We start from the raw sequence: 23,540 nt of genomic DNA on the forward strand, positions 1-23,540 counted from the left end.
CACCTCGTGCGTGTGTGATGCCCGTGTCACCGGCCTTCGGGCAGCGGCGCCCACGGGTCCGCCCGCAGAGGAAGCGGGCGGGCCGGTCCACCGTAGCGCGCGCGGCGGGCGGGAGTTGACCCGAGCGGCCCGCCGGTCAGGTGCCGGTCCCGGTCCTGCCCCAGTCGGGACCGGCCCCGGCCCAGGCGCGGTCGATGAGGGCGTGCCGTGCGCGGACCATGTGCCGGACGATCAGGCGACGGACGCACTCGATCAGACCGGCGGCGAGCATCGCCGCCCCGAGACCGGCCAGCACCGCGTGCGCACGGGCCGTCGGTACGTCCATGGGGCGCGCCACGACGCGGCCCGCACGGTCCGTCCAGATCCTCACCCCGGTCCCGGGGGCGGTCCTCCCGGGCGGCGCGGCCACCGTGCCGCGTCGTTCCGTGCCGTCGGGGGCCCGCCAGCGCACCACCACCGGCGTCCGCGCGGTGCGTTCCGACGCCCCCTCGGGATCGGCGGCGAAGCGGGACGACGCAGACGCCGGACCGAGCACGACCGCCGTCGTGGCGCGTCGCTCCGCCCGTTCGGCGCGCGCCGAGCGCTGCAGGCTCTCGTCCGTGAGCACCCCGCACACCCCGCCCAGGGCCGGTGCCAACAGCGTCATGAGGAGCAGGGCGACCAGGGCCACCCACGCCTCGCGCCGGTCCGTGGCGCGGCACAGGGGATTGCGCCGCCACCGCCACACTCCCGCGGCCGCTCGCACGGTTCCGTACCCCCTTCCGTGTCCGTCGCGGCCCGATGTGGCACGCCTCGCGTTCCGAAGCGGTGAGGGAGAGCGACGTCACCCTCCGCGCGGTCAACGCGCCGACCGTGCGCGCGGGTTCCCGGGGAGCGGGTGCGGCGGCACGTCGGGTGCGGTCGGGCGGGCCGTCGACGAGATCCGCCCGCCCCGGGAACGACGAGGCCGTCGGCGAGTCCCCATGGCTCGACGACGACCTCGGTGCGACCTTGCGCGACTCCCGCTCAATACGGGTCGGACTCAGTACCCCCGGCCCGGATGGGGGCGGTTGTACGGGTCCTCGTGCGGGGAGGGCGCCGCGGCGGGGCGCGGTGACGCCGGGCGCATCGCCTCGTACCCGGTGGCGGGCGCGGGCCGCTGCTGCTGCGGCGGATAGGGCGCCGGGTACCCGCCGCGGGCCGCGCCCGGCTGCTGCGGGATGTACGGCGCCGGGGCGTTCTGCAGCTGCGGGGGCTGCATCGGCGCGTACCCCTGCTGGGGCGGCTGCTGGTAGCCGTACGGCGGCGCGGGCTGGGAGGGTGCCGCCGGGAGAGCGGGCAGCGCCGCCGGGAGGGCCGGCAGATTGCTGCTGCCGGTGTCATAGGCGGCAGGCACTCGGATCGGAGCGATCTGAGGGGTACCCCGCTCCGCGACCAGGGAGTCGTAGATCGGAGTGTCGGGGAACGACGACGCAGCGTAGTAGCCGCTGCCGTAGGTGGAGCGGGGGGACGTCATGCCACCTAAGTTAAGCCCACGGCGAGGTGGTTGGGGAGTCCGACAAGAGGGTTGTTTTGCGTGGTGTGGGGGAACCTCGTTCCCCAATTCGAGCGAACTTGGGAAAAATGGGCACCAAAGTGTGTTGGGATCGTGTAAAGACGTCAGTTTCTGGTGTGTGAACGGCTGATCGCCGGACGTCTTCCCGGGCATGAACGCCGATCTCCGGCACTCCTCGCGCACCGATGTGCGATCCGTGGCCGACGCGGCATTAGGTTGGCGGAGAATGGCCTTCGGTCAGCCGGACTCGCGATGGGGGCGATCATGACCATGCTAAAAGGCGCCAATGTTCCGGTGCCGGCCCGATCCGTACGGGTCGAATTGGGATGGCGCGCCTCTCCAGGGACGCCGGACGTGGACGGATCGGCGCTCCTGCTCGTATCGGGAAAGGTGCGCGACGACGCCGACTTCGTCTTTTACAACCAGCCCGCCCACGCCTCCGGTGCCGTACGCCACGAGGGCCGGAGGGCCACCGGTGACGGGGCGACGGACAACCTCGCCGTCGACCTGGCGCGCGTCGAGCCGGCCATCGAGCGGGTGGTCCTGGCGGCCTCCGCCGACGGCGGCACCTTCGGCCGGGTGACGGGGCTGTACGTACGGATCACGGACGCGGCGGATGGATCGGAGATCGCCCGATTCGACAGCACGGACGCCACCGTCGAGACCGCGTTCATCCTCGGCGAACTGTACCGGCGTCAGGGCAACTGGAAATTCCGCGCGGTCGGCCAGGGCTACGCCACCGGTCTGCAGGGCCTGGCGACGGACTTCGGAATTTCCGTCGATGAACCCCAACGTCCCCAGGCGTATCCCCAACCCCAATCGCCTCAACAACCCCAACATACAACGCGGGTGGACCGAGTGCCCCCGATCCCGCCGGTTCCCCCGGCCCCGCAGGCAACGCCTCCGGCCCCTTCCGCTCCCGCCCCCGTCCGGCTGACGAAGGTCGCACTCACCAAACAGGCGCCGTCGGTCTCTCTCGCCAAACAGGGCGGAACTTCCGGACTCCTCCGCGTCAATCTCAACTGGGAAGTCCGCAAACAGTTCACGGGCTGGGGACGCAAACTCGGCAGAGCGGTCGCCCACCACGCGGATCTCGATCTCGACCTGTGCGCCCTGTACGAACTCACCGACGGCCGCAAAGGAGTCGTGCAGGCGCTCGGGAACGCGTTCGGAGCGCTTCGGCAGCCCCCGTACATCCACCTCGACGGCGACGACCGCACCGGCGCCGTCGCCACCGGCGAGAACCTCACCGTCAACCTCGACCAGAAGGACAGGTTCCGCCGCGTCCTGATCTTCGTCACCATCTACGAGGGCGCCCGGAGCTTCGCCGACCTCCACGCGACCGTCACCCTCCAGCCCCAGCACGGTGCCCCGATCGACTTCTCCCTCGACGAATGCACCGTCCCGTCCACCGTCTGCGCCCTCGCCCTCCTCACCAACAACGGGGGAGACCTCACCGTGCAGCGCGAGGCCCGGTACCTCGTGCCCCAGCGCGGAGTCAGCCCGCAGCGCACCGTCGACTACGCCTACGGGTGGGGAATGAACTGGACGCCCGGCCGCAAATGACCTCCCGGACGTCCGGACGGGACCGACGCCATCGGCCCATGACCGGCTCCGCTCACCGGTCCGGCGCGGCCTCGGGACGGGCGTACGTACGCCCCTTCCAGGCCGCGCCCCGCCCCCGGTGGTGCCGTACCGCCGAGTCGACCGTCATCAGCAGGTACAGCAGGGCGGTGAACGGCAGCAGCGGTGCGGACCACGGCGACTGCCGGTAATAGCGCAGCATCGGCAGATACGTCCCCGCCATCACCGCCCACGCCGCGCCGCCCGCCCACGCCGCCACCGGGTCGCCGCCCAGCAGCCCGGCGACGAGCGCGACCGGCGGCGCCAGGTACACCAGCGCCAGCCCCAGCACCGTCCCCAGGAGCAGCGCCGGACTGTGCCGCAGCTGGGTGTACGCGCTCCGCGACACCATCCGCCACAGATCGACCAGCCGCGGGTACGGACGCACGCTGTCCACCCGCTCGGCGAGCCCCAGCCAGATCCGCCCGCCGCCGCGCCGCACCGCCCGCGCCAGCGACACGTCGTCGATCACCGCCTGCCGGATCGACTCCGGCACCCGGGCCCGGTCCGCGGCCCGGGTCCGCAGCAGCACGCACCCGCCCGCCGCCGCCGCGGTGCGCGCCCCCGCCCGGTTCACCCACCGGAACGGGTAGAGCTGCGAGAAGAAGTACACGAAGGCGGGCACGACCAGGCGCTCCCAGACGCTCGACACCCGCAGCCGGGCCATCTGCGAGACCAGGTCGAAGCCGCCCGACACGGCGGCGGAGACCAGCTCCCGCAGGCTGTCCGGCTCGTGCGCGATGTCGGCGTCCGTCAGCAGCAGGTACTCCGGCCGCCGGGCCCGGGCCAGCGCCATCCCGTGCCGCACCGCCCAGAGCTTCCCGGTCCAGCCCGGCTCCGGCTCGCCGGGCGACGCCACCGTCACCGGCAGCCCCCCGTACCGCACGGACAGTGCGCGGGCGACATCGCCGGTCCCGTCCTCGCTGCAGTCGTCGACGACGAAGACCTCCGCGACACCCGGATAGTCCTGTGTCAGCAACGACGGCAGACTCACGGGTAACATGTCTGCTTCGTCACGTGCGGGCACGACGATCGCCACCGACGGCCAGCGCTCCGGGGCCCGGCGGACCGGCATCCGCTGATCGGTGCGCCAGAAGAACCCTTGTCCCAGCAGCAACCACACCCACGCGGCCAGCGAACCCATGGCGATCCAGGCAACGGCACTCATTCGCCGCAGTCTGCCCCACTGCGGAGGAATCGCAAGGGCGGTCGACTATGGTGACCGGGTGAAGATCGCGCTCATGGACTCGGGAATCGGCCTCCTCGCGGCAGCCGGGGCGGTACGCAGACTGAGACCCGACGCCGATCTCGTGCTCTCCTGCGACCCCGGCGGCATGCCCTGGGGCCCGCGTACGCCCGAGGACCTCACCGCCCGTGCGCTGGACGTGGCACGCGCCGCCGCCGCCCAGCGGCCGGACGCGTTGATCGTCGCCTGCAACACGGCCTCCGTGCACGCCCTGCCGGCCCTGCGCACCGAGATGGAGCCCGGGCTGCCGGTCATCGGCACCGTCCCCGCCATCAAGCCGTCCGCCGCGAGCGGCGGCCCCGTCGCGATCTGGGCCACCCCCGCCACCACAGGCAGCTCCTACCAGCGCGAACTCATCCGGGAATTCGCGGACCGCGTCGACGTCACCGAGATCCCGTGCCCCGGGCTCGCCGATGCCGTGGAACACGCGGACGAGGCGGCCGTCGACCGTGCCGTCGCCGCGGCCGCCGCGCTCACCCCGCGCGACGCCCGCGCCGTGGTCCTCGGCTGCACCCACTACGAACTGGTCGCCGAACGCATCCGCGCCGCCCTGCGGGAGCGCGGCCTGCCCCCCGTCGCGCTGCACGGGTCCGCCGGTGCCGTCGCCGCCCAGGCACTGCGCCGTATCGGGGTCGCACCCGCTCCGTCGGCCCAACCGGCCGGCGGTCTCACCGTCCTCCTCGGAGGACACCCCGGCGACCTGCCGCGGGCCGCTCTGGCCTACGCCGAGGGGCGGCTGCTGGGGGCCGTCACCCCCGCCCGCTGACCCGGATCCGGGCCAGCGGAGGCGTCCCCGGCGTGCGGTCCCCTGAGTACGCTGCTTGACATGAGGGACCACCCCCGAGAACCGAGGAACGCCGGGGCCGAGCCCGACTCCGACGTCTGGGTCGGCCGGGCCACCAACCGGGTCCAGTGGGTGCTGGCCGCCGCGGGCGCCGCATGCCTGGCGCTCGGCGTCCAGCTGGCCGTCACCTCCGACTGGGCCACCGGGCGCGCCCCGCTGCTGATGTCCGTGATCGGCTGCGTGGCCGTCGGACTACTCATGCTCTTCGGCACCCTCGCCTTCGTGAACGTGGCCGTCAGGGTCGACGGCGACGCCCTGGAGGTGCGCTGCGGCCACATGGGCCTGCCGCGCCGCCGGATCCTGCTGACCCATGTGGTGGGCGCGGAGTTCGCGCCCCGGGTCACCCCCCGGCAGTGGGGCGGCTGGGGCTATCGCTGGCGCCCCGAGCAGGGCACCGCCGTGGTGGTCCGCAGGGGCGAGGGCCTGGTGCTCCGGCTCGGCGACGGCCGGACGTTCACCATCACCGTCGACGACGCGGAGGCGGGCGTGCGGTTCATCCGCGAACGCCTGCACCTGCCGAGGACGGGCGCGGCGACCGGAGGCTGACCCGGGGCGCGGGGCGCGGGAGACGACGCCCCGGAACCGGTGCCGGCCGGACGGGACTGACGGGCGCACAGCCGATGACCGTAGACTCCGCCGGGTGAGCGCCACCATCACGTCGGTCGACGACCCGCAGCAGCCCGCACCCGCCCCCGCGTCCCCGCGCGGACGGCTGATCCCCGGCCTCGTACGGTCCGCAGCGGCCGTCGTCTCGGGCGTACTGCTGTACCTGAGCTTCCCGCCGCGGCCCCTGTGGTGGCTGGTCCTGCTGGGCTTCGCGCTGCTCGGCTGGGTGCTCCACGGGCGCCGGCCGCGCGCCGGGTTCGGCCTCGGTCTGCTCGCCGGGCTGGGGTTCATGCTGCCGTTGCTGCACTGGACGGGCGAGGAGGTGGGCCCGGTGCCGTGGCTGGCGCTCGCCGCGGCCGAGGCGCTGTTCATCGCCGTGGGCTGCGCCGGGATCTCCGCCGTGTCCCGTCTCGCGTGTTGGCCGCTGTGGGCGGCCGCGGTCTGGGCCCTTGACGAGGGGATCCGGGCCCGGGTGCCGTTCGGCGGCTTCCCCTGGGGGAAGATCGCCTTCGGGCAGGCGGACAGCGTGTTCCTGCCGCTCGCGGCGGTGGGCGGCACGCCGCTGCTGTCCTTCGCCGTGGTGCTGTGCGGCTTCGGCCTCCACGAGGCGCTGCGGGGCTTCCTCGCGTACCGGAAGACGCGCGAGGTCCCCCGGGGCGCCGTCGCCGCCACGGCGGCCTGCGTCCTCGCCCCCGTCGCCGCCGCGTTCGCCGCGTGGCCGCTGGTGGACGACTCGGCCGAGGACGGCACCGCCACCGTCGCCGCCATCCAGGGCAATGTGCCCCGGCTCGGACTCGACTTCAACGCCCAGCGCCGCGCCGTCCTCGACAACCACGCCCGCCGCACCGAACAGCTCGCCCGGGACGTGAAGGCGGGCAAGGCGCCCCGGCCCGACTTCGTGCTGTGGCCGGAGAACTCCTCCGACCTCGACCCGTACCTCAATGCGGACGCCCGGTTCGTCATCGACAACGCGGTGAAAGCGATCGGCGCGCCCACCGTGATCGGTGCGGTGCTCGCACCCGACACGGGCAAACTGCGCAACACCCTCATCCAGTGGGAGCCGGGGAAGGGGCCCGTCGCCACCTACGACAAGCGCCACATCCAGCCGTTCGGCGAGTACATCCCGATGCGCTCCGTCGCCCGCCTCTTCAGCTCCGACGTGGACCGGGTGCGGCGGGACTTCGGCCCCGGGAGCAAGGTCGGCGTCTTCGACCTGTCCGGCACCCCCGTCGGGCTGGTGACCTGCTACGAGGCCGCGTTCGACGACGCGGTGCGGGACACCGTCGACCACGGCGCCCGGATGATCGCCGTCCCCAGCAACAACGCCACCTTCGGGCGCAGCGAGATGACCTACCAGCAGCTCGCCATGTCCCGGGTCCGGGCGGTCGAGCACAGCAGGTCCGTCGTCGTCCCCGTCACCAGCGGGGTCAGCGCGATCATCCGGCCCGACGGCACCGTCGTCCAGCAGACGAAGCTGTTCACCCCGGCCGCGCTCGTCGACGAGGTGCCGCTGCGGTCCTCGCAGACGCCCGCCACCCGCCTGGGCGTACTTCCGGAGGCAGTGCTCGCGCTGATCGCCGCGGCGGGGCTCGGCCTGACCGCCGTCCGTGCGGTACGGCTCCGCCGGGCGGGACGCGACACCGTCTAACGGCCTCACCCGCGAGAGGGAGTGGATCGGCGAGCGGCGTCGTGCGGCTTCGCATCCAAGGCGGAGGAGGGAGGCGGATGGGGTCTGTCCTGCTCGAAAGCAGTTGAGAGCTCGGGGAAGGGGCGTCGGTGACCGACGACGACGCGGGAGGCGGAGTTGCAGGGTGTCGGGAGCCCGCTCTCCATCGCGGGTGAGGCCGTAAGGGCTGTCCCGTAATCCCTGGCGGGCGCGCGGCGACAGCTGCGGCACCTCGTCGCGTTGTCGGAACGTCCGCATACGTCCACACGTATGCGAATGTTCCTCCGCCTTGCGATGCACCACATCCGACGCCGCGCGCTGGTCCACCACGGATCACGGGACAGCCCTTAGGGTCGAGCCATGGGTACACCTGACTTCATCCGCCGGATCCGCGCCACCGCGGGCCACCAGTTGCTCCTGCTGCCGGGGGTGACCGCCGTGGTCCTCGACGACGAGGGCAGAGTGCTGCTCGGGCGGCGCTCGGACACCGGCCGGTGGGCGCTGATCGGGGGCATCTGCGAGCCGGGCGAGCAGCCCGCGGCGACGGCCGAGCGCGAGGTGTACGAGGAGACCGCCGTGCACTGCGTGGCGGAGCGGGTGGTGCTCACGCAGGCCCTCGAACCGGTCGAGTACGCCAACGGGGACCGCTGCCAGTACCTCGACGTCACGTTCCGCTGCCGGGCGACGGGCGGCGAGGCACGGGTGAACGACGACGAGTCGCTGGAGGTGGGCTGGTACCCGGTGGACGCGCTGCCGCCGCTGAACGAGTTCTCGCGGCTCAGGATCAAGCAGGCGCTGACCGACGAACCCACCTGGTTCGAGCCCACCGCCCGGCCCTGACCACGGCACCCCGCCGGGGCCCCGGCCCCTATTGCCGGGCCCCGCGCACCGCGTCCGACCCGCCGACCGGGTGTGCCGCCCGGCGGGTCGGTTGGCTCCGGGCAGCCGCCCGGTGATCATCCGCAGATGGACCACCACGCGCGCGAGAACACCCGGGACGTCCGGGGCGGCCACCGCCTCGCCCGCCGCACGCTCGCGGCGGGCGCGGTGCTCTGCGCCCTGCTGGGCCCCGCCGCCGCGCCCGCCCCGATCCCCGGCCCCGGCACGGCGGCCGCGCCGCAGACGGAGCCGTTCCGGTGCCGGCGCACCCTGGTGGGCGTGGCGCACCCCGACGACGACCTGTTCTTCCTGAACCCGGAGATCGCGCGGACGATCCGCGCGAGATGCCCGGTCCACACCGTGTACCTGACTGCCGGGGACGATGCCGTCCAGGGCCGCACGCAGGCGCTGGAGTACGTGGACCGCAGGGAGTACGGGGTACGGGCCGCCTACGCGTCCATGGCCGGGGCAGCCGACGGCTGGAAGCGGTCCGACGTACGGACCGGCGGCCTCCGCGTCCGCTCGTTCCTGCTGACCGGCCGGCCGGCAGGCGCCGGGATCCGGCTCACCTTCCTCGATCTCCACGACGGCCTTCCGCACGGCGAGGAGCCCGACAGCGTGCTCAGGCTCTTCGACGGGAGCAGGCACAGCGTCCGCGGGTTCCCGGACGGCCCGGCCTGCACCGAGGAACGGCTCGTCGCCACGCTCCGCGCCCTGGCCGTGACGGGCCGCGCGGAACGGATCCTGACCATGGACCACGACAACGCGTCGTTCGCGTTCGGTCTCGGCGGCGGCGTCGACCACAGCGACCACGGCATCACCGCCCGGTACTTCAGGAGAGCGGGTTACGCCCTCGGGATCCCCGTCACCTCGTACCTCGGCTACCGGATGTCGGCGCTGGACGTGGACCTGACGCCCGCGCAGGCAGCCGAGAAGGAGCGGGTGGTGCGCTGGTACGTCGCCAAGCGCCGGTGCCACGCCACCGGCCGGTGCGCCCAGGTGCCGCCCTACCGCGGTCCGCTCCAGGAGGACTGGAACCTGTGGATCCGTCGGCAGTACGTTCAGGAGCACCGGTCTCCGGGGCCCGGCGAGGTCCTCGGGGACATCGGGCGGACCACGTACGCCGCCGGTCCGGACCCGGCCCGGTGCCTCGACGCGGCGGGCACGCCGACGAAGTCCCGGGAGGTCCGCGTCCGCGCGTGCGACGGATCCCCGGCCCAGCGCTGGCGGATGCGGAGCGACGGCACCATCGGCCTGTGGGGCGAGCCGCACTCCTGCCTCACGGCCGTCGGCGCGGGAGCCGCGCTCGAACCCTGCTGGGGCGGCGCCGCGAACCAGACATGGACCCGGGTGCCGTGGCGGAGCACGACATGGAAGCGCGCGGCATGGCGGATCGAGAGCGCCGCAGACCACCGCTGCCTGTACCAGGACGACCGTGAACTGCCCGCCCGCTGGGACAGCCGGGACCGCCCCGATCCCCGGCTGGTCCGCACCGGCTGCGCCGGGCCGGCCCGCCCCGAACAGTACTGGCGGTGGGGCGGCTGACGAGCCGGTCGCGCCGGTACCGGCACACGCGGCGGTGAACGATGGCACACTGCCACCGACCGACCCGCCCACGCACCCTGGTCCGACGCGTCCGGGCGCCGCCCCGGAGGTTTTGGCGGTCGCCCGGATCGCCGGTCCCGCGGTGCGTCACCGTCTTCGAGGAGGGGCCCTGTGCCGTCCCCCGTTCCCAGGAAACGAACCGTCGCCGCCGTGCACGCCGCGCCCGTGTTCATGGACACCGAGGCGACCCTCGACAAGGTCGTCGGCTTCGTCGAACGGGCCGGCCGGGAGGGCATCGACCTGCTGGTGTTCCCCGAGACCTTCGTGCCGGGCTACCCGTACTGGATCGAGGCCTACGCCCCGCTGGACCAGCAGGCCGCCAACGCCGCCTACGCCGAGGCGTCCGTCGAGGTGCCCGGCCCGGGGATCGACCGGGTCCGGTCCGCCTGCCGCCGCGCCGGGGTCGGTACGGTCCTCGGCGTCAGCGAACGGCTCGCGGGCACCCGCACCTGTTTCAACAGCCAGGTCTTCATCGACCCCGACGGCACCCTGCTCGGGGTGCACCGCAAGCTCCAGCCCACCTACGCCGAACGGATGGTGTGGGCCCAGGGCGGCGGCTCGACGCTCGGCGTGTTCGACAGCGCCCTGGGCCGGATCGGAGGTCTGGTCTGCTGGGAGCACACCATGAACCTGGCCCGGCAGGCCCTCGTCGTCCAGGGCCAGGAGATCCATGCGGCGGCCTGGCCCGGTCTGTCCACCATGGCGGGCTTCGAGGCCGTCGCCGACATCCAGATCGACGCCATGATGAAGACGCACGCGCTCACCGCCCAGTCCTTCGTCGCCGCCGCGGGCAACCCGGTCGACGAGACGTGCCTGCGCTGGATGGCGGACACCGTCGGACCGCAGAAGCACATCACCCAGGGCGGCGGCTGGTCGGCCGTGATCCATCCCTTCAACCAGTACCTGGCGGGCCCGCACACCGGCCCGGAGGAGAAGCTCGTCGCCGCCGCGATCGACCTCGCCGACATCGACGCCGTCAAGGTCTGGGTCGACTCGCGCGGCCACTACGCGCGACCGGAGATCCTCGGCCTGCGCGTCGACCGGCGACCGCTCTGGCACGACGAGGGCCGCCGCGAGTGGCCCGCCGTCCTGAGCGAGGACGCGGGCCCGCCCCCGAACGACACGGACTGAGCCCCCGGTCAGGCAGGCAGCCGCGGCACGCTCCCGACGAGGCGGCGCGTGTACGGGTGCGCCGGGGCGCCCAGCACCTGCGCGGTGTCGCCCCGCTCGACCAGGCGGCCTCGCTCCAGGACCGCGGTGCGCTCGCAGAGCGAGGCGACCACCGACAGGTCGTGCGAGACCATGACCAGCGTCAGGCCGCGCTCCTCCTTCAGCTCCTTGAGCAGATCGACGACTTTGACGCGCGTGGTGACGTCGAGCGCGCTGACCGGCTCGTCGGCGAGCAGCACCCGCGGATCGCACACCGTTGCGCGGGCGATCGCGATGCGCTGGCGCTGGCCGCCGGAGAACTCGTGCGGATAGCGCCCCGCCGCGTCGGCCGGGAGACCGACCCGCTCCAGGGCCTCGGCGACTTTGGGCGCGGCGGTGGCCCGGCCGTCGATGCCCAGGGAGCGCAGGGGCTCGGACACGATCGCGCCGACGCGCCGACGCGGGTTCAGCGACGAGTACGGGTCCTGGAAGACGCACTGCACACCGCGCCGGAACCGTCGCATCTGCGCCCCGTCGCGCGGCCTCAGCTCCTCGCCGTCGAACCGGACGGCGCCCGAGGACGGCCGGGCCAGTCCGAGCAGCAGCCGCAGGAGCGTGGTCTTGCCCGCGCCCGACTCCCCGACGAGGGCGAGGGACTGCCCGGAGCCGACGGCGAGGGAGATGTCGTCGACGACGGGCGCGTCGTGTCCCCGATAACCGAAGGAGACCTTCTCCAGCTCCAGTACGGGCGTCATCGCGTGCTCCTCAGGTCCAGCGCCGATTCCAGCCGGCGGGCGCTCGCCACCAGCGCCCTGGTGTACTCCTCGCGCGGGGCGCGCACGATCTCGTGGACGTCGCCCTGCTCCACGGCCCGGCCGTCCTTGAGGACCAGCACGCGATCGGCGACCTTCGAGACGACCGCGAGATCGTGGCTGACGAAGAGGACCGCCATGCCCCGGTCCCGTACCAGGGTGTCGAGCAGGTCGAGCATGTCGGACTGCACGGTGACGTCGAGCGCGGTGGTCGGCTCGTCCGCGATGAGCAGCTGCGGGTCGCAGGCCAGCGCCATGGCGAGCGCGACACGCTGGCGCTGGCCGCCGGAGATCTCGTGCGGGAAGGCGCGGGCGATCCGGTCCGGCTCGGGCAGCCGCACCTGTTCCAGGGCCTCCACGACGGCCCGCCTCAGCCCGGCGCCCTTCAGCCCCCGCCGTCTGCCGAGCGGTTCGGCGATCTGCCGGCCGACCCGCATCAGCGGGTCGAGAGCGGTGAGCGGCTCCTGGAAGACGACGGAGGCGTCCCGGCCGCGCACGCCCGCGAGCCGTTTCTCGCTCGCGCCCACGATCTGCGTACCGGCCAGCTCGACGCTTCCGGTGGCCGTCATGCCGTCCGGCAGCAGGCCGAGCACGGCGAGGGTGGTCAGCGACTTCCCGGAGCCCGACTCCCCGATGAGACCGAGGCGTTCGCCCCGGCCCATGGTCAGCGAGAGGCCGTCGACGACGGTCCGCCCCTGCGCCGTGCGGATCGTGAGGTCGTGTACGTCGAGGATGGTCACGCGCGCCTCCCCCGGGTCGCGGGATCGAGGGTGTCGCGCAGCCCGTCGGCGACGAGGTTCACGCCGATGACGAGCAGCACGAGCAGGATGCCCGGGGCCAGCGCGCCCGCCGGGGCCGTGGTGAAGGTGGCCTGCGCCTCCTGGAGCATGCGGCCCCACGAGGCGTTGGGCGGCGGCGCGCCCAGGCCCAGGTACGACAGCCCTGCCTCGGCCAGCACCGCGAGCCCGAACTGCAGGGCGAGGTTCACCACGAGCGTCGGCCAGATGTTGGGCAGCACGTGCCCGGCCACGATGCGCGGCCACGAGGTGCCCGAGGTGCGCGCCGCCGTGATGTAGTCCTGTGCCAGCACCCGCTTGACCAGGATCCGCGTCAGCCGTGCCACGACCGCGCTCTGTGCGAGGCCGATCGCCAGCACGGCGGACCCCAGGGTGGCCGAGCGGGCGGCGACGATGAGCATTGCCAGCAGCAGCGTCGGGAAGGCGATCAGGATGTCGAGGAACGCGGAGACCGTGTCGTCGAGCCAGCCCTGCGCGAACGCGGCCAGCACGCCCAGCGTGCCACCGAGCGCGGCGGCGATGAGCACCGAGCCCAGCCCGGCCTCGAAGGCGATGCGGGAACCGGTCATCAGCTGGGTGAGCAGATCGCGGCCCAGCTTGTCGGTGCCGAGCGGATGCCCCGCACCGGGGCTCGCGAGCCGTCCGCCGGACGTGTCGTCTGCGGCGTACGGGAGCCAGAACAGCGAGACCAGCGCCACGGCGGCGATCAGCCCGGCCAGGACGCAGCCGGTCACCAGCGTGTACGAGCGCCGCCCGCGACGCTCGCCCCCGGCGGTCCCCGCCGGGGCCGCGGGCCCGGCCGCGTCCGTGTGTGTCGTCGGGACCGGGGAAGTCATCGGGCACCTCCGGAGAGCCTGCCGCGCAGTCGGGGGTCGATGATCCGCTGGACGAGGTCGGCCACGAATCCGATGACCAGCACCGCGAGGGTGGAGACGAACAGCACGCCCTGGATCACCGGGTAGTCGTGCTGGGCGATGCCGGTCGCGAGCAGGGAGCCGAGGCCGGGGAGCGCGTACACGGACTCCACGACCACCGCGCCCAGCAGGGTGGACGCCAGCTCGATGCCGAGGATCGAGATCACCGGGACCGAGGCGTTGCGCAGCCCGTGCCGCCACATCGCCTGCCCGAACGAGGCGCCCATGGCCCGTGCGGTGCGCAGGTAGTCGCTGCCCAGCACATCGAGCACGGCCGACCTGACGTAGCGGATCAGCGAGGCGCTCATGACCAGCGCGATGGTGACGACGGGCAGCGTGAGCGAGCGGACCGCCTCGGCCGGCTGCGACCAGCCCTCCTGCGGGAAGCCGCCCGCCGGCAGCCAGCCGGCGTTCAGCGCGAAGACGGCGATGAGGATCATGCCGAGCCAGAACACCGGGACGGCGATGCCCAGTTGGGATACCCCGTTGAGCAGGGCGCCGTACCAGGTCCGCCGGCGGTGGGCGGCCACGAAGCCGACCGGCACCGCGATGAGTACCGCCAGCACGAACGCGGCCAGCGTCAGCGGGACCGTGACGTTCAGCCGGGAGCCGATCTCGGGACCGACGGGCAGCGAGCTGACGAACGACGCGCCGAGGTCGCCGCTCGCCAGCTGCCCGATCCAGTGCGTGAACTGCTCGGGCAGCGGCCGGTCGGACCCGATGGCGTGCCGGGCGGCGGCGACCTGCTCCGCGTCGGCGCCCACGGCGGTGAGCGCGTTGGCGGGGTCGCCCGGCAGCATCCGCAGCAGCACGAAGAGGACCACGCTCGCCAGGGCCAGCGAGACCAGCAGGAAGGCGAGACGGCGCAGCAGGTAGCGGCCCATCAGCCCTTCTTGATGTCGTAGGCGAAGAACTGGGAGTTCAGGCCGTTGACCGGGTATCCGGAGAGCTTGCTGCCCGCCACCACGATCTGCGGGTACAGGTACAGCCAGTCGCCGGCCGCGTCCTCGGCGGTCCTGCGGTTGACCTTCTTGAGGAGTTCGGTCTGCTCGGCGGTGCTGGACGCCTGCTCGGCCTCCTCCACCCACCGGGTGACCTGCTTGTCGTCGTAGCCCCAGTAGAAGTCGGGGTTGCCGTACCAGACCAGGTCGCGGTCGTTGACGTGTTCCTGGAGCGTGGCCGTGAAGTCGTGGTTCTTGTAGACCTTCGTGTACCACTCGTCCGGCGTGATCGTGTTGATCTCGACGGTGATGCCGACCTTCGCGAGTTCGGACTTGATGAACGTCGCCGCGGTCGGGTGCGGGTCGTAGTTGGGGGTGTCGAGCGTGAAGGAGAAGCCCTTCGCGTATCCGGCCTCGGTGAGCAGCTTCTTGGCCCGCGCGGTGTCGTACGCGTTGACGTCGGTGAGGTCCTCGTACCAGGGGTCGGTGGGCGGCACCATGGAGCCGATCGGCTTGCCGTAGTCGCCCCAGACGGACTTCAGCAGCTTCTCGTCGTCGATCGCGGCGGAGACGGCCTGCCGCACCTTGACGTCGGTGAACGGCTTGGCCCTGTCGTTGAAGGCGAGCAGCAGCTTGGTCGTCGAATTCCCGTCGTTGACCTTGTAGTTCGGGTTGTTCTTGAACTGGTCGAGGGCGTCGGGCGACTGCTCGCTCGTGACGATGTCCACCGCGTTGGTCAGCAGCGCGTTGTTCAGCGCCGTGGCGTCCTTGTAATAGTGGAAGACGACGCGCTTGTTGGCCGCCGCGTCGCCCCAGTAGCCGGCGAAGCGGTTCAGGGCGAGGGCGGAGCCGCGGGTCCACTTGTCCAGCGTGTACGGGCCGGTGCCGTCCTCGCTCGTCCTGAGGTCCTTCGCCTCGGAGTTGATGATCCAGACGTAGGAGAGGTTGTAGACGAAGGAGATCGACTTCTTCGACAGCTGGACCACGACCGTGCGCGCGTCGAACGTGCCGACGGACTTGATGACCGAGAGGTTGTTCTTGCGCGCGGACTGCGAGTCCTTCGCGATCGCCTTCTCCAGGCTGTACTTGACGTCCTGGCTGGTGAGCTTCCTGCCGCTGTGGAACGTCACGCCGTCGCGCAGGGTGAAGGTGTACGTGAGGCCGTCGGCGGAGACCTCGTGGTCCTGGGCGAGGAGCTTTTCGACCTTGCCGTCGTCGGTGAGCCTGAACAGCCCCTCGTAGACGTTGCCGTTGAGCGCCTCGGTGACGCCCTGGCCACCGCCCCCGGTGTTGTCGAGGTTCTGCGGCTCGTAGAGCGAACCGATGTCGATGGTGGCGTCCTTGCCGCTGCCGCCCCCGGACGCGCCGCCGGCGCCGCCACCGCAGGCCGTGAGGGTCAGGGCGAGGGCGGCGGCGGTCGCCCCGCCGTACAGGGAGGTCTTCTTGATGTCCATGAGGAGTACACGCTTTCGTGCTGCGGGGCGGAGTTGCCGGGGGCGATCAGTGCTGTGCGGGGAAGCCGTCGCGGAAGACGGGGCGCTTCTCTCCTGCCGTCACGGGCAGGTGGAAACGGTTCTGCCGCGGCGGCATCGGACAGTTGTACTGATCGGAGAAGCCGCAGGGCGGCACGAAGGCACGGTTGAAGTCGAGGAGGACGCGGCCCTCGTCGGTGCGGGTGACGAAGAGGAAGCGTCCGGCGCCGTAGGTGGTGTCGCCGTTGGTCGGGTCACCGAAGACGAGCAGCAGGGTGCCGTCGTCGTCGAAGGCGCTCAGGGTGTAGTCGCGTCCGTCCAGGGTGAGTTCGATGTCTCCCGGTACGACGAGGTCGCGGGTGCCGCCGTTGTCCCGGATGTGCTCGAACGGGATCCTCCTGGCGCCCGGCACCGGCGTGTACGACGCCTCCAGCACCCAGGACGGGTCGTACGGGAAGACGTCGGTGCGGTCGAAGCGCCGGATCGCGGGGGAGCGCGCGTCCCAGAAACGCAGCCCGTACTCGGGTGCGCCGGTGACGGCGTCGGTGCGTTCGAGCGCGGTGACGGTCACGGTGTCCGGCTGCCCGGCGCGGGCCGTGTCCGGATCGGGGCGCTCGCCGTCCGGAGCCCAGCGGGTCTCGACGAGGGCGAGGTTCCCGGTGGCCGAGGTGACGGAGCGGCGCCGTTCGGCGCGCCATGCCTCCCAGTCCGCGGCGGCGTCGGCGGGCGGTTCGGGGGACGGGGCGGCGTGCGGCACGGTGGTACTCATTCACGTAGACGTTCATGGCTGTCACGCCTCGGATATCACGATGCGTGAGCTTCAGCTCAAAGGATCTTCTTTATCTTCCATAAGGCACGCTAATGTCAAATATGACTGCATGGTGAGACCCGGACGTCGCGCGGCCCGGGCCCCGGGGCCGAGTGGTACGGGACCGGAACGCGCACCGGCACACCGCGGCCGTGCCGCCGTCGTGGGCCGGTGCGCCTCGGGCCCGGTGCCGCGTCGGCGGCCCGGTGCCTCACATGACGGGCGGCCCGGCGTCGGCGATCCAGGTGTGGGCCCAGGCCACCAGTGCCGGATCGTTCAGGGCGTCGACCCACAGGTCGGCCCGTTCCGCCCCCTGGCCGGAGGGCCGTGGCCCGACGCCGACCACTCGCAGTCCGGCCCTCCGGGCGGACTCGATGCCGGTGAGGGAGTCCTCGACCGCCAGTGCTTCGTGCGGCCGGACGCCGCACCGTTGCGCCGCCTCGGCGTACACATCGGGGCGGGGTTTGGGCCGCAGGGAGCCGCCCGCCACGACGACGTGGTCGAAGTGGCCGAGCAGTCCGGCCCGCCGCAGGCACGACTCCACCATTTCCCGCGGGCAGTTGCTGGCGACCGCGAGCGGCATGTGGCGAGCGGTGAGCCCCACCAGGGCGGCCGCGCCCGGCATGGTGACGGGGTCCTCGTCGACCAGCGTCATGAAGTGCCTCAGGAGCGAATGGGTCATCTCGTGGGTGAGTTCGGGTTTCCCGGTCTCCCGGGCCATGAGGCTTCCGCACTCGGTGTAGTGGATGCCCTGGGCGCGTTCGGCGAAGCCGGGCGGGGGCTTGAGGCCGAACTCCGCGAACACTCTGTTGCGGGCGTCCTGCCAGTGGCGTTCGGTGTCCATGAGTGTGCCGTCGCAATCGAAGACGATCGCGGCGGGGGACCAGTGGGGAATGGGGTGAGCTGCCATTTCTCTGCCGTTCTCGGAGCGTGCGCCGGCCGCGGTCCGATTCCGGTTCGCTGTTCTCCCGGACCGGGGGAAGGCGCGCTGGACTGAGGGGAACTGGATTTCGGGCGATCTTCGGTGACCGTTGGAGAAGGCGGTCGATTCGCCTCTGCGGAGCTCGCCGCGACGGATTTCATCCGTCGATTCGGGGCGGGCTCGAAAACATCGTGCCGACTACGTTAATTTCGCGTCCGAGCGGCGCGCAATCACTACTTCGAGTGTTTCGGTGCGAGGTGATCGCGCGCCGGGCGTGCGCGGAGGAGTGGCCCGAGGGTGACCGTACGGAGCCGATCGCCCACCCCATCGGCCCGAAAGCCCGGTGATGTGGAAAAAACCTGGTCGTTTCCGGGAACAGTCGTGGCGGAGCCGTGTGCGAAAGCGTGGGCAAGTCTCCGGGTTTCCTTGACGTCTTCCTGTATACGCGGTCGAAGAATAATAAAATCTCCGCTCGGTACGGTTCGGCGAGGTCGTCGATGCGCGGGCGCACTACCTCCTGGCGCCTTATGTATCGAATGAAATATCGAAGGTGGAGCACGTATGCAGGACAGGGCGCGAACGACCCGGAGATCTCTGCTGGAATCCGCGGCGCAGCTCTTCGTCGAACGGGGTTATGCGGGAACGAGCGTCAACGACATATGCGCCCGTTCGGGAAGGACCAGCGGCGCCGTCTACTTCCATTACTCCAGCAAGGAGAAACTCGCCCTCGCCGTGGTGCGCGACCGGTTCGCCGCGTGGCCCCAGCTGTCCGCGTACTACACGGCCCCGGACGTCCCGCCGCTCGAACGGCTCGTCGCCCTGAGCTTCGAGATCGCCAGGGTCCTGTGCCAGGACGTCGTGGCGCGCGCGGGTGCCCGGCTGTGGGCGGAGCGGCGGAGCATCGACGCCGTCGTTCCCACCCCGTTCGCCGCCTGGACCGCGGCCGCCACCCGGCTGCTCGCCGACGCCCGGTCACGGGGCGAACTCGCCGCGGGTGTCGAACCGGCGGGCGCAGCCCCGGCCCTGGTGTGCGCCTTCTTCGGCCTGTACAGCCTCAGCGGCGACGGGACGCCGCGGGAGGACGAGTTCGTGTCCCGGCTCGACCAGTGGTGGCGGCTCGTCCTGAACGCCCTGCAGGCGCGCCCGGACCCCGGCGCGCTGATCGCGAGTGCCCGGGCCCGGCTTCCCGTCGGCGGGCCGGACATCCGGCGGGAGCGCCGGCCGGGTCCCGGGGCGTGATCCGCCACCGGCGTGGCGGGACCCGAACCGGGCGGGTTCGTGCCGAAGGAGCCAGGGATCACATCGCCCGGTGCTTCGACCGGTAGGAGGCGCGGTGCATCTCCCGCAGGCGATCGGCCAGGGCCGGCACCGGCCCCTGGACCTCGATGCCCGGTACCACCTCCTGGACCGGCAGGGCGCGCACCGGGGACGGCGGCACGCCCAGCTCGTCCAGCCACTGCGTCAGCTGGGCCGCGGAGTGGGCGTATACGATGCGGTCGAGGCCCACCCAGCCGTGGGCGGCGGCGCACATGGGGCAGTGCTCGCCCGAGGTGAAGACGGTCGCCGCGGCCCGCTGCGGCGCCGTGAGGTGCGCGGCCGCCCAGCGGGCCAGTTCGAACTCGGGGTGGCGGGTGCTGTCCCCGAGGCCGTGCACGCGGTTGCGGTCCTCGGCGAGGACCCGGCCGTCGCCGCTCACCAGGACGGAACCGAAGGGCTCGTCCCCGGCCCGCAGCGCCTCCGCGGCCAGATGCACGGCCCGCTCCAGGTGACGGAGTTCGGCCTCGGACAGCTCGACTGATGGCAAGGGGCTCTCCTCGTGCGTGCGGACGGGTCGGGTGTACGGGGCTCGGGGGTGCGGGGCGGCCCGCGGGTCCGTGGTACCACCGGGGCGGGAGGCACACCTCCGCGCCGCGCCGTCCGTCGTGCGGGCGGCGCGGAGGCGGGCGGCTATCGGTCCGTCGGCGCTCCCGCGACCGTGCGGTCCCCGCCGTCGCGCTCCTGCCGGAGCCGGTACACGTCGACGGCGGTCTCGTGCGGCTCGTGCCGCATCGGCAGCCGGCGGTCCCGGTAGTCCTTGGCGAACACGTACCGCAGATCGGTGTCGTCCAGGGCGATCCCGGCCGCTGCTCCGTCGAAGAGGGCGGCGAGGACGGACGTGTCGAACGGCAGCGGGGTCCCGGCGTGCGCTTCGGCCTGCACCTCGACCTCCTGGGGCGGGGCGCGGACCACCCGCTGCCCGGACCTCGATCGTCGGCCGGACGCCACCGACGCGCATCCGCGCCGGTGGCGGCCCGGTCCCGGCGGGCACGGGCCCGCGGCCGGGGAACGAGCGTCCCGCACGGGCGAAGCCACCCGTACGGGCGGTGGTCGCGGGCCCGTGCCCTGCGGCGGCGGCCGTTGTGGGGCCGCGCCGGGTCAGCTCTCGGTGTCCTCCGGCAGGCGCTCGCCCTCCGCCTGGGACGGCTGGGTGCGTGTCGTGGCGGGATGCCGCTGCTCGGCCGGGTTGAGATCCTCGTCCAGCCGCTCGCCCTCGGCCTGCGACGGAGTCGGGTACTCCTCGTTCTCGCTCATGGCCGCCTCCACGGTCGGACCGCGTGCGGGGGACTGCCCGCAGAACGAGCCTAACGCGCCGGCCCGGGCGCCGGCCCGTCCGCGGCGCCCGGGCCGGCGCGCGCCCCCGCCGAGTCGTGAGGCGACCGGTCGCGGTGCACTGTGGAAGACGTGAGAATCGGTGAACGCTTCAGGGCTCTTCGCACGTCATGGCGGCCGGGCCACGGGTGGGTGGTGCTGCCCCTGGCCCTGATCGGCGTGATCACCCTCGTGGACATCCTGACGGGGCGGAACATACAGCTCGGGCCGCTGTTGGTCATAGCGCCCGCGCTCTGCGCGTCCTTCGCGGGCCCGGTGCTGACCGGAATGGTCGGGGGGCTGGCCGTGGTCGCCCAGACGTTCATCGTCCAGCGCCTCGGCAGTCTGACCACCGAGAGCTCGTTGGTGCAGATCATCGCCCTCGCGGTGCTCTCCGCGCTGATCGTGTTCTACTGCCTGCTGCGCGAACGCCGGGGCCGACAGCTCGCCCAGGTACGGTCGGTGGCGGAGGCCGCGCAGCAGGTGCTGATGTGGCCGCTCCCGGAACGCATCGGCCCGTTGCGGGTCGCCTCCCTGTACCTGCCCGCGGAGGACGAGGCCCTGATCGGCGGGGACCTGTACGCGGTCACCCGTGTCGAGGGCGGAACCCGGTTGCTGATCGGCGACGTGCGGGGCAAGGGCCTGGCCGCGATCGGCGAGGCCGCCGTACTGCTCGGGGCGTTCCGCGAGGCCGCCCACCGGCACACCGGCCTGCCCCAGCTCGCCGCGGCCCTCGAACAGAGCGTCTGCCGCTACGAGGCCGACTTCGAGCGGGAGGGCGAGATCGGCGAACCCTTCGTCACCGCCCTGCTGCTGGAGATCCCCGACGAGGGCGGCGTCAGCCGGATGACGAGCTGCGGGCACCCCCCGCCCCTGCTGCTGGGCCCGGGGCACTCCGTCACCGTGCCCCGGCTGCGACCCTCGCCGCCCCTGGGGGTCGGCAGCCTGGGGCCGTCCTCCTACGCCCTGGACTCGTTCGCCTTCGAGGACGGCGAGACCCTGCTCCTCTACACCGACGGCGTCATCGAGGCACGCGACGGGGGCGGACGGTTCTACCCGTTCGCGGAGCGGGCCGCCCGGTGGACCGAGAGCTCCCCGGAGGCACTCCTGCACCATCTGCGACGCGATCTGCTGGCCCATGGCGGAGGACGGCTGGGCGACGACGCGGCCGTCATCGCGATCCACCGCCAGCCCGTCGCCTCCGAGCCGCACCGGTTCGGCGAGGCCGCCCGCGCGGGCGGCCTCGCCGAACCCCGAGGGGCCGGGGAGGCCTGACAGGTCCCCCGGGGCCCGGCGCCCGGCGAGAACCCGTCCGCGGCTCTTCACCCGGATGGCCGCGAGGGCGTGCGAGCGTACGCTGGCTCTGATGCCTGTGCACCGCGAGTGGGCGACGGAGGCGGAGTCATGACCGACCCCCACGGCTTTCTCAGGACCGATCGCCGGCCCGTTCCCGCCCGCCCCGTCCAGGAACGGCTGGGCGACTGGGACGAGGTCCACGCGGGGCGGACCAGGCTGCCGCTCGTGTCCGAACAGGCGGGGCGCTGCATGGACTGCGGCATCCCCTTCTGCCACAGCGGCTGCCCCCTGGGAAACCTCATCCCCGAGTGGAACGCCTACGCGAGGAAGGGGGACTGGTGGGCCGCGGCCGAGCGGCTGCACGCAACGAACAACTTCCCGGAGTTCACCGGGCGGCTCTGCCCGGCGCCGTGCGAGGACTCCTGCGTGCTGTCCATCGACGCCGACCCCGTGACGATCAAGAACGTCGAGCAGACCATCGCCGACGAGAGCTGGGCGCGCGGCTACGCGGAGCCCCGCCCACCGGGGCACCTCAGCGGCAAGTCCGTCGCCGTGGTCGGTTCCGGGCCTGCGGGGCTCGCGGCGGCGCAGCAGCTCACCCGCGCCGGCCACGCCGTCACCGTCTACGAACGCGCCGACCGCCTCGGAGGACTGCTGCGGTACGGCATCCCCGCCTTCAAGCTGGAGAAGTGCCATCTGGACCGCCGCATCGAGCAGATGCGGGCGGAGGGCACGGAGTTCCGTACCGGCGTGCGCGTCGGTGACGGCCTCGACGCCCGCGGCCTCGCGGACGGCAACGACGCGGTCGTCATCGCCGTCGGGGCCACGGAGCGCAGGGAACTGCCCGTCCCGGGCCGTGAGCTGTGCGGCATCCACCAGGCCATGGAGTACCTGACGCTGGCCAACCGGGTCGCCGAGGGGGACCGGGACCTCGCGGTCCTCACCGCCGAGGGCAGACACGTCGTGATCGTCGGCGGTGGCGACACCGGGGCGGACTGCCTCGGCACGGTTCTGCGCCAGGGCGCCGCTTCCGTCGTGCAGCTCGACATCAACCCCGAACCCGGACCCGTACGCCCGGACACCGAACCCTGGCCCGTGCGCCCCCGGATCTACCGGGTGTCCCACGCCCACGAGGAGGCCCGGGACCGGGACGGCACGGATCCGAGACGCTTCTGCGCGGCCACCCTGGGCTTCGACGACGACGGGGCCGGCCATGTGCGCGCGCTGCGCCTGGTGGAGGTGGGGCCCGCGGACAGGACGCCGAGGCCGGGCACGGAACACGTCATCCCCGCCGACCTGGTGCTGCTCGCCCTCGGTTTCCACGGCCCGGAACGGGGCGGCGGGCTGGTGCGTCAGCTCGGACTCGTACTGGACGACCGGGGGAACTACGCCCGCACCGACGCCTTCGAGGCCATGACGGCCGCACCGTCGGAGCCGGACGCGCGGGCGGGCCGGGCGCGGGCGCGAGGCGTGTTCATCGCGGGTGACGCGGGGCGCGGACAGTCCCTCGTCGTCTGGGCCATCGCGGAGGGCCGGTCCGCCGCCGCGGCGACGGACCGCTACCTGAGCGGCTCCACGATGCTCCCGGCTCCCGTGGCGCCGCACGACCGCCCCCTGGTCGCCTGAGCGTCCGGCCGGCCGGACGCCCCGACGCGAGCGGTGCCGCTCGCCCGGCGGCCCCTACGGCACCGCGCTGCGGCTGTCGGTGCGCCCCGCGCGGCCCGCCACCCCGAAGGGGCGTACGCGGCCGCGACCACCGGACCGGACGGACCAATCCGCTCGCCGCCGTCCTGCGCCG

General features: G+C 72.8%; 23 protein-coding genes. 10 read left to right on the forward strand and 13 right to left on the reverse strand.

Annotated features, from left to right (window positions below):
* Positions 1-136: 136 nt before the first annotated feature.
* Both ACFYXM_RS27070 and ACFYXM_RS27075 read right to left on the reverse strand, forming a co-directional pair.
* Positions 137-745 (reverse strand): hypothetical protein, encoded by a 609-nt coding sequence (locus tag ACFYXM_RS27070; RefSeq protein WP_389293125.1) that lies wholly within the window; start codon positions 743-745, stop codon positions 137-139.
* Between the two features lie 276 nt (positions 746-1,021).
* On the reverse strand, positions 1,022-1,495 hold the full coding sequence (locus ACFYXM_RS27075) for a DUF6643 family protein (RefSeq protein WP_389293127.1): 474 nt from the start codon (positions 1,493-1,495) through the stop codon (positions 1,022-1,024).
* A gap of 291 nt (positions 1,496-1,786) precedes the next feature.
* Here ACFYXM_RS27075 and ACFYXM_RS27080 point away from each other — a divergent pair, with 291 nt between their 5' ends.
* On the forward strand, positions 1,787-3,100 hold the full coding sequence (locus ACFYXM_RS27080; protein ID WP_389293129.1) for a TerD family protein: 1,314 nt from the start codon (positions 1,787-1,789) through the stop codon (positions 3,098-3,100).
* Between the two features lie 52 nt (positions 3,101-3,152).
* Here ACFYXM_RS27080 and ACFYXM_RS27085 read toward each other — a convergent pair whose 3' ends face one another.
* On the reverse strand, positions 3,153-4,325 hold the full coding sequence (locus tag ACFYXM_RS27085; protein ID WP_389293131.1) for a glycosyltransferase: 1,173 nt from the start codon (positions 4,323-4,325) through the stop codon (positions 3,153-3,155).
* 58 nt (positions 4,326-4,383) lie between these two features.
* Between ACFYXM_RS27085 and ACFYXM_RS27090 the strand changes: the two genes are divergently transcribed.
* The 6 genes from ACFYXM_RS27090 (at position 4,384) to ACFYXM_RS27115 (ending at position 11,134) form a co-directional block, all read left to right on the forward strand.
* Positions 4,384-5,169 (forward strand): glutamate racemase, encoded by a 786-nt coding sequence (locus ACFYXM_RS27090; RefSeq protein WP_389293132.1) that lies wholly within the window; start codon positions 4,384-4,386, stop codon positions 5,167-5,169.
* A gap of 60 nt (positions 5,170-5,229) precedes the next feature.
* Positions 5,230-5,793, forward strand: coding sequence for a hypothetical protein (locus ACFYXM_RS27095; RefSeq protein ID WP_389293133.1), 564 nt, complete (start codon positions 5,230-5,232; stop codon positions 5,791-5,793).
* Positions 5,794-5,887: 94 nt separating this feature from the next.
* Positions 5,888-7,501, forward strand: a complete 1,614-nt coding sequence (gene lnt, locus ACFYXM_RS27100; protein WP_389293135.1) for an apolipoprotein N-acyltransferase — start codon at positions 5,888-5,890, stop codon at positions 7,499-7,501.
* Between the two features lie 378 nt (positions 7,502-7,879).
* A complete protein-coding gene (locus tag ACFYXM_RS27105) occupies positions 7,880-8,359 on the forward strand; it encodes an NUDIX domain-containing protein (protein WP_389293136.1) in 480 nt (159 codons plus the stop codon).
* A 126-nt stretch (positions 8,360-8,485) separates the two neighbouring features.
* Entirely contained in the window at positions 8,486-9,943 is a 1,458-nt protein-coding gene (locus tag ACFYXM_RS27110; RefSeq protein WP_389293138.1) for a ricin-type beta-trefoil lectin domain protein, read from the forward strand.
* 171 nt (positions 9,944-10,114) lie between these two features.
* On the forward strand, positions 10,115-11,134 hold the full coding sequence (locus tag ACFYXM_RS27115) for a carbon-nitrogen hydrolase family protein (protein WP_389293139.1): 1,020 nt from the start codon (positions 10,115-10,117) through the stop codon (positions 11,132-11,134).
* An 8-nt stretch (positions 11,135-11,142) separates the two neighbouring features.
* On the opposite strand, the gene ACFYXM_RS27120 is transcribed toward ACFYXM_RS27115, so the two are convergent.
* The 7 genes from ACFYXM_RS27120 to ACFYXM_RS27150 form a co-directional block, all read right to left on the reverse strand.
* Positions 11,143-11,907 (reverse strand): ABC transporter ATP-binding protein, encoded by a 765-nt coding sequence (locus tag ACFYXM_RS27120; RefSeq protein ID WP_389293141.1) that lies wholly within the window; start codon positions 11,905-11,907, stop codon positions 11,143-11,145.
* Complete coding sequence (locus ACFYXM_RS27125) at positions 11,904-12,704, reverse strand: ATP-binding cassette domain-containing protein (RefSeq protein WP_389293142.1); 801 nt, start codon at positions 12,702-12,704, stop codon at positions 11,904-11,906. Before ACFYXM_RS27125 ends, ACFYXM_RS27120 begins: the two co-directional genes overlap by 4 nt.
* The gene (locus ACFYXM_RS27130) at positions 12,701-13,597 is read right to left on the reverse strand and encodes an ABC transporter permease (protein ID WP_389293144.1); all 897 of its coding nucleotides are present in this window, start codon (positions 13,595-13,597) and stop codon (positions 12,701-12,703) included. The genes ACFYXM_RS27125 and ACFYXM_RS27130 overlap by 4 nt, the downstream gene beginning before the upstream one ends.
* Complete coding sequence (locus tag ACFYXM_RS27135; protein ID WP_389293146.1) at positions 13,594-14,559, reverse strand: ABC transporter permease; 966 nt, start codon at positions 14,557-14,559, stop codon at positions 13,594-13,596. The genes ACFYXM_RS27130 and ACFYXM_RS27135 overlap by 4 nt, the downstream gene beginning before the upstream one ends.
* Positions 14,559-16,070 (reverse strand): ABC transporter substrate-binding protein, encoded by a 1,512-nt coding sequence (locus ACFYXM_RS27140; RefSeq protein ID WP_389293148.1) that lies wholly within the window; start codon positions 16,068-16,070, stop codon positions 14,559-14,561. The genes ACFYXM_RS27135 and ACFYXM_RS27140 overlap by 1 nt, the downstream gene beginning before the upstream one ends.
* Positions 16,071-16,116: 46 nt before the next feature.
* Positions 16,117-16,857 (reverse strand): DUF1684 domain-containing protein, encoded by a 741-nt coding sequence (locus tag ACFYXM_RS27145; RefSeq protein WP_389293149.1) that lies wholly within the window; start codon positions 16,855-16,857, stop codon positions 16,117-16,119.
* A gap of 250 nt (positions 16,858-17,107) precedes the next feature.
* Positions 17,108-17,806 (reverse strand): HAD family hydrolase, encoded by a 699-nt coding sequence (locus ACFYXM_RS27150; protein WP_389293150.1) that lies wholly within the window; start codon positions 17,804-17,806, stop codon positions 17,108-17,110.
* Positions 17,807-18,379: 573 nt separating this feature from the next.
* Here ACFYXM_RS27150 and ACFYXM_RS27155 point away from each other — a divergent pair.
* Positions 18,380-19,057 carry a ScbR family autoregulator-binding transcription factor gene (locus tag ACFYXM_RS27155; RefSeq protein WP_389293152.1) on the forward strand — a complete coding sequence of 226 codons (678 nt, stop codon included), beginning with the start codon at positions 18,380-18,382 and terminating at the stop codon, positions 19,055-19,057.
* A gap of 58 nt (positions 19,058-19,115) precedes the next feature.
* Here the strand turns inward: ACFYXM_RS27155 and ACFYXM_RS27160 are convergent, their stop codons facing one another.
* From ACFYXM_RS27160 to ACFYXM_RS27170, 3 genes are all read right to left on the reverse strand, one after another.
* Complete coding sequence (locus ACFYXM_RS27160) at positions 19,116-19,622, reverse strand: nucleoside deaminase (protein WP_389293154.1); 507 nt, start codon at positions 19,620-19,622, stop codon at positions 19,116-19,118.
* A 143-nt stretch (positions 19,623-19,765) separates the two neighbouring features.
* Positions 19,766-20,017 (reverse strand): hypothetical protein, encoded by a 252-nt coding sequence (locus tag ACFYXM_RS27165; protein ID WP_389293156.1) that lies wholly within the window; start codon positions 20,015-20,017, stop codon positions 19,766-19,768.
* A 216-nt stretch (positions 20,018-20,233) separates the two neighbouring features.
* Positions 20,234-20,389 carry a hypothetical protein gene (locus ACFYXM_RS27170; RefSeq protein ID WP_389293158.1) on the reverse strand — a complete coding sequence of 52 codons (156 nt, stop codon included), beginning with the start codon at positions 20,387-20,389 and terminating at the stop codon, positions 20,234-20,236.
* A gap of 150 nt (positions 20,390-20,539) precedes the next feature.
* Between ACFYXM_RS27170 and ACFYXM_RS27175 the strand changes: the two genes are divergently transcribed.
* Together ACFYXM_RS27175 and ACFYXM_RS27180 are read left to right on the forward strand one after the other, a co-directional pair.
* On the forward strand, positions 20,540-21,721 hold the full coding sequence (locus ACFYXM_RS27175) for a PP2C family protein-serine/threonine phosphatase (RefSeq protein WP_389293159.1): 1,182 nt from the start codon (positions 20,540-20,542) through the stop codon (positions 21,719-21,721).
* Positions 21,722-21,850: 129 nt separating this feature from the next.
* The gene (locus ACFYXM_RS27180) at positions 21,851-23,368 is read left to right on the forward strand and encodes a glutamate synthase subunit beta (protein WP_389293160.1); all 1,518 of its coding nucleotides are present in this window, start codon (positions 21,851-21,853) and stop codon (positions 23,366-23,368) included.
* Positions 23,369-23,540: the final 172 nt, after the last annotated feature.

The organism is Streptomyces sp. NPDC002476 (genome assembly GCF_042889785.1).
In the GTDB taxonomy this organism is placed as follows: Bacteria; Actinomycetota; Actinomycetes; order Streptomycetales; family Streptomycetaceae; genus Streptomyces.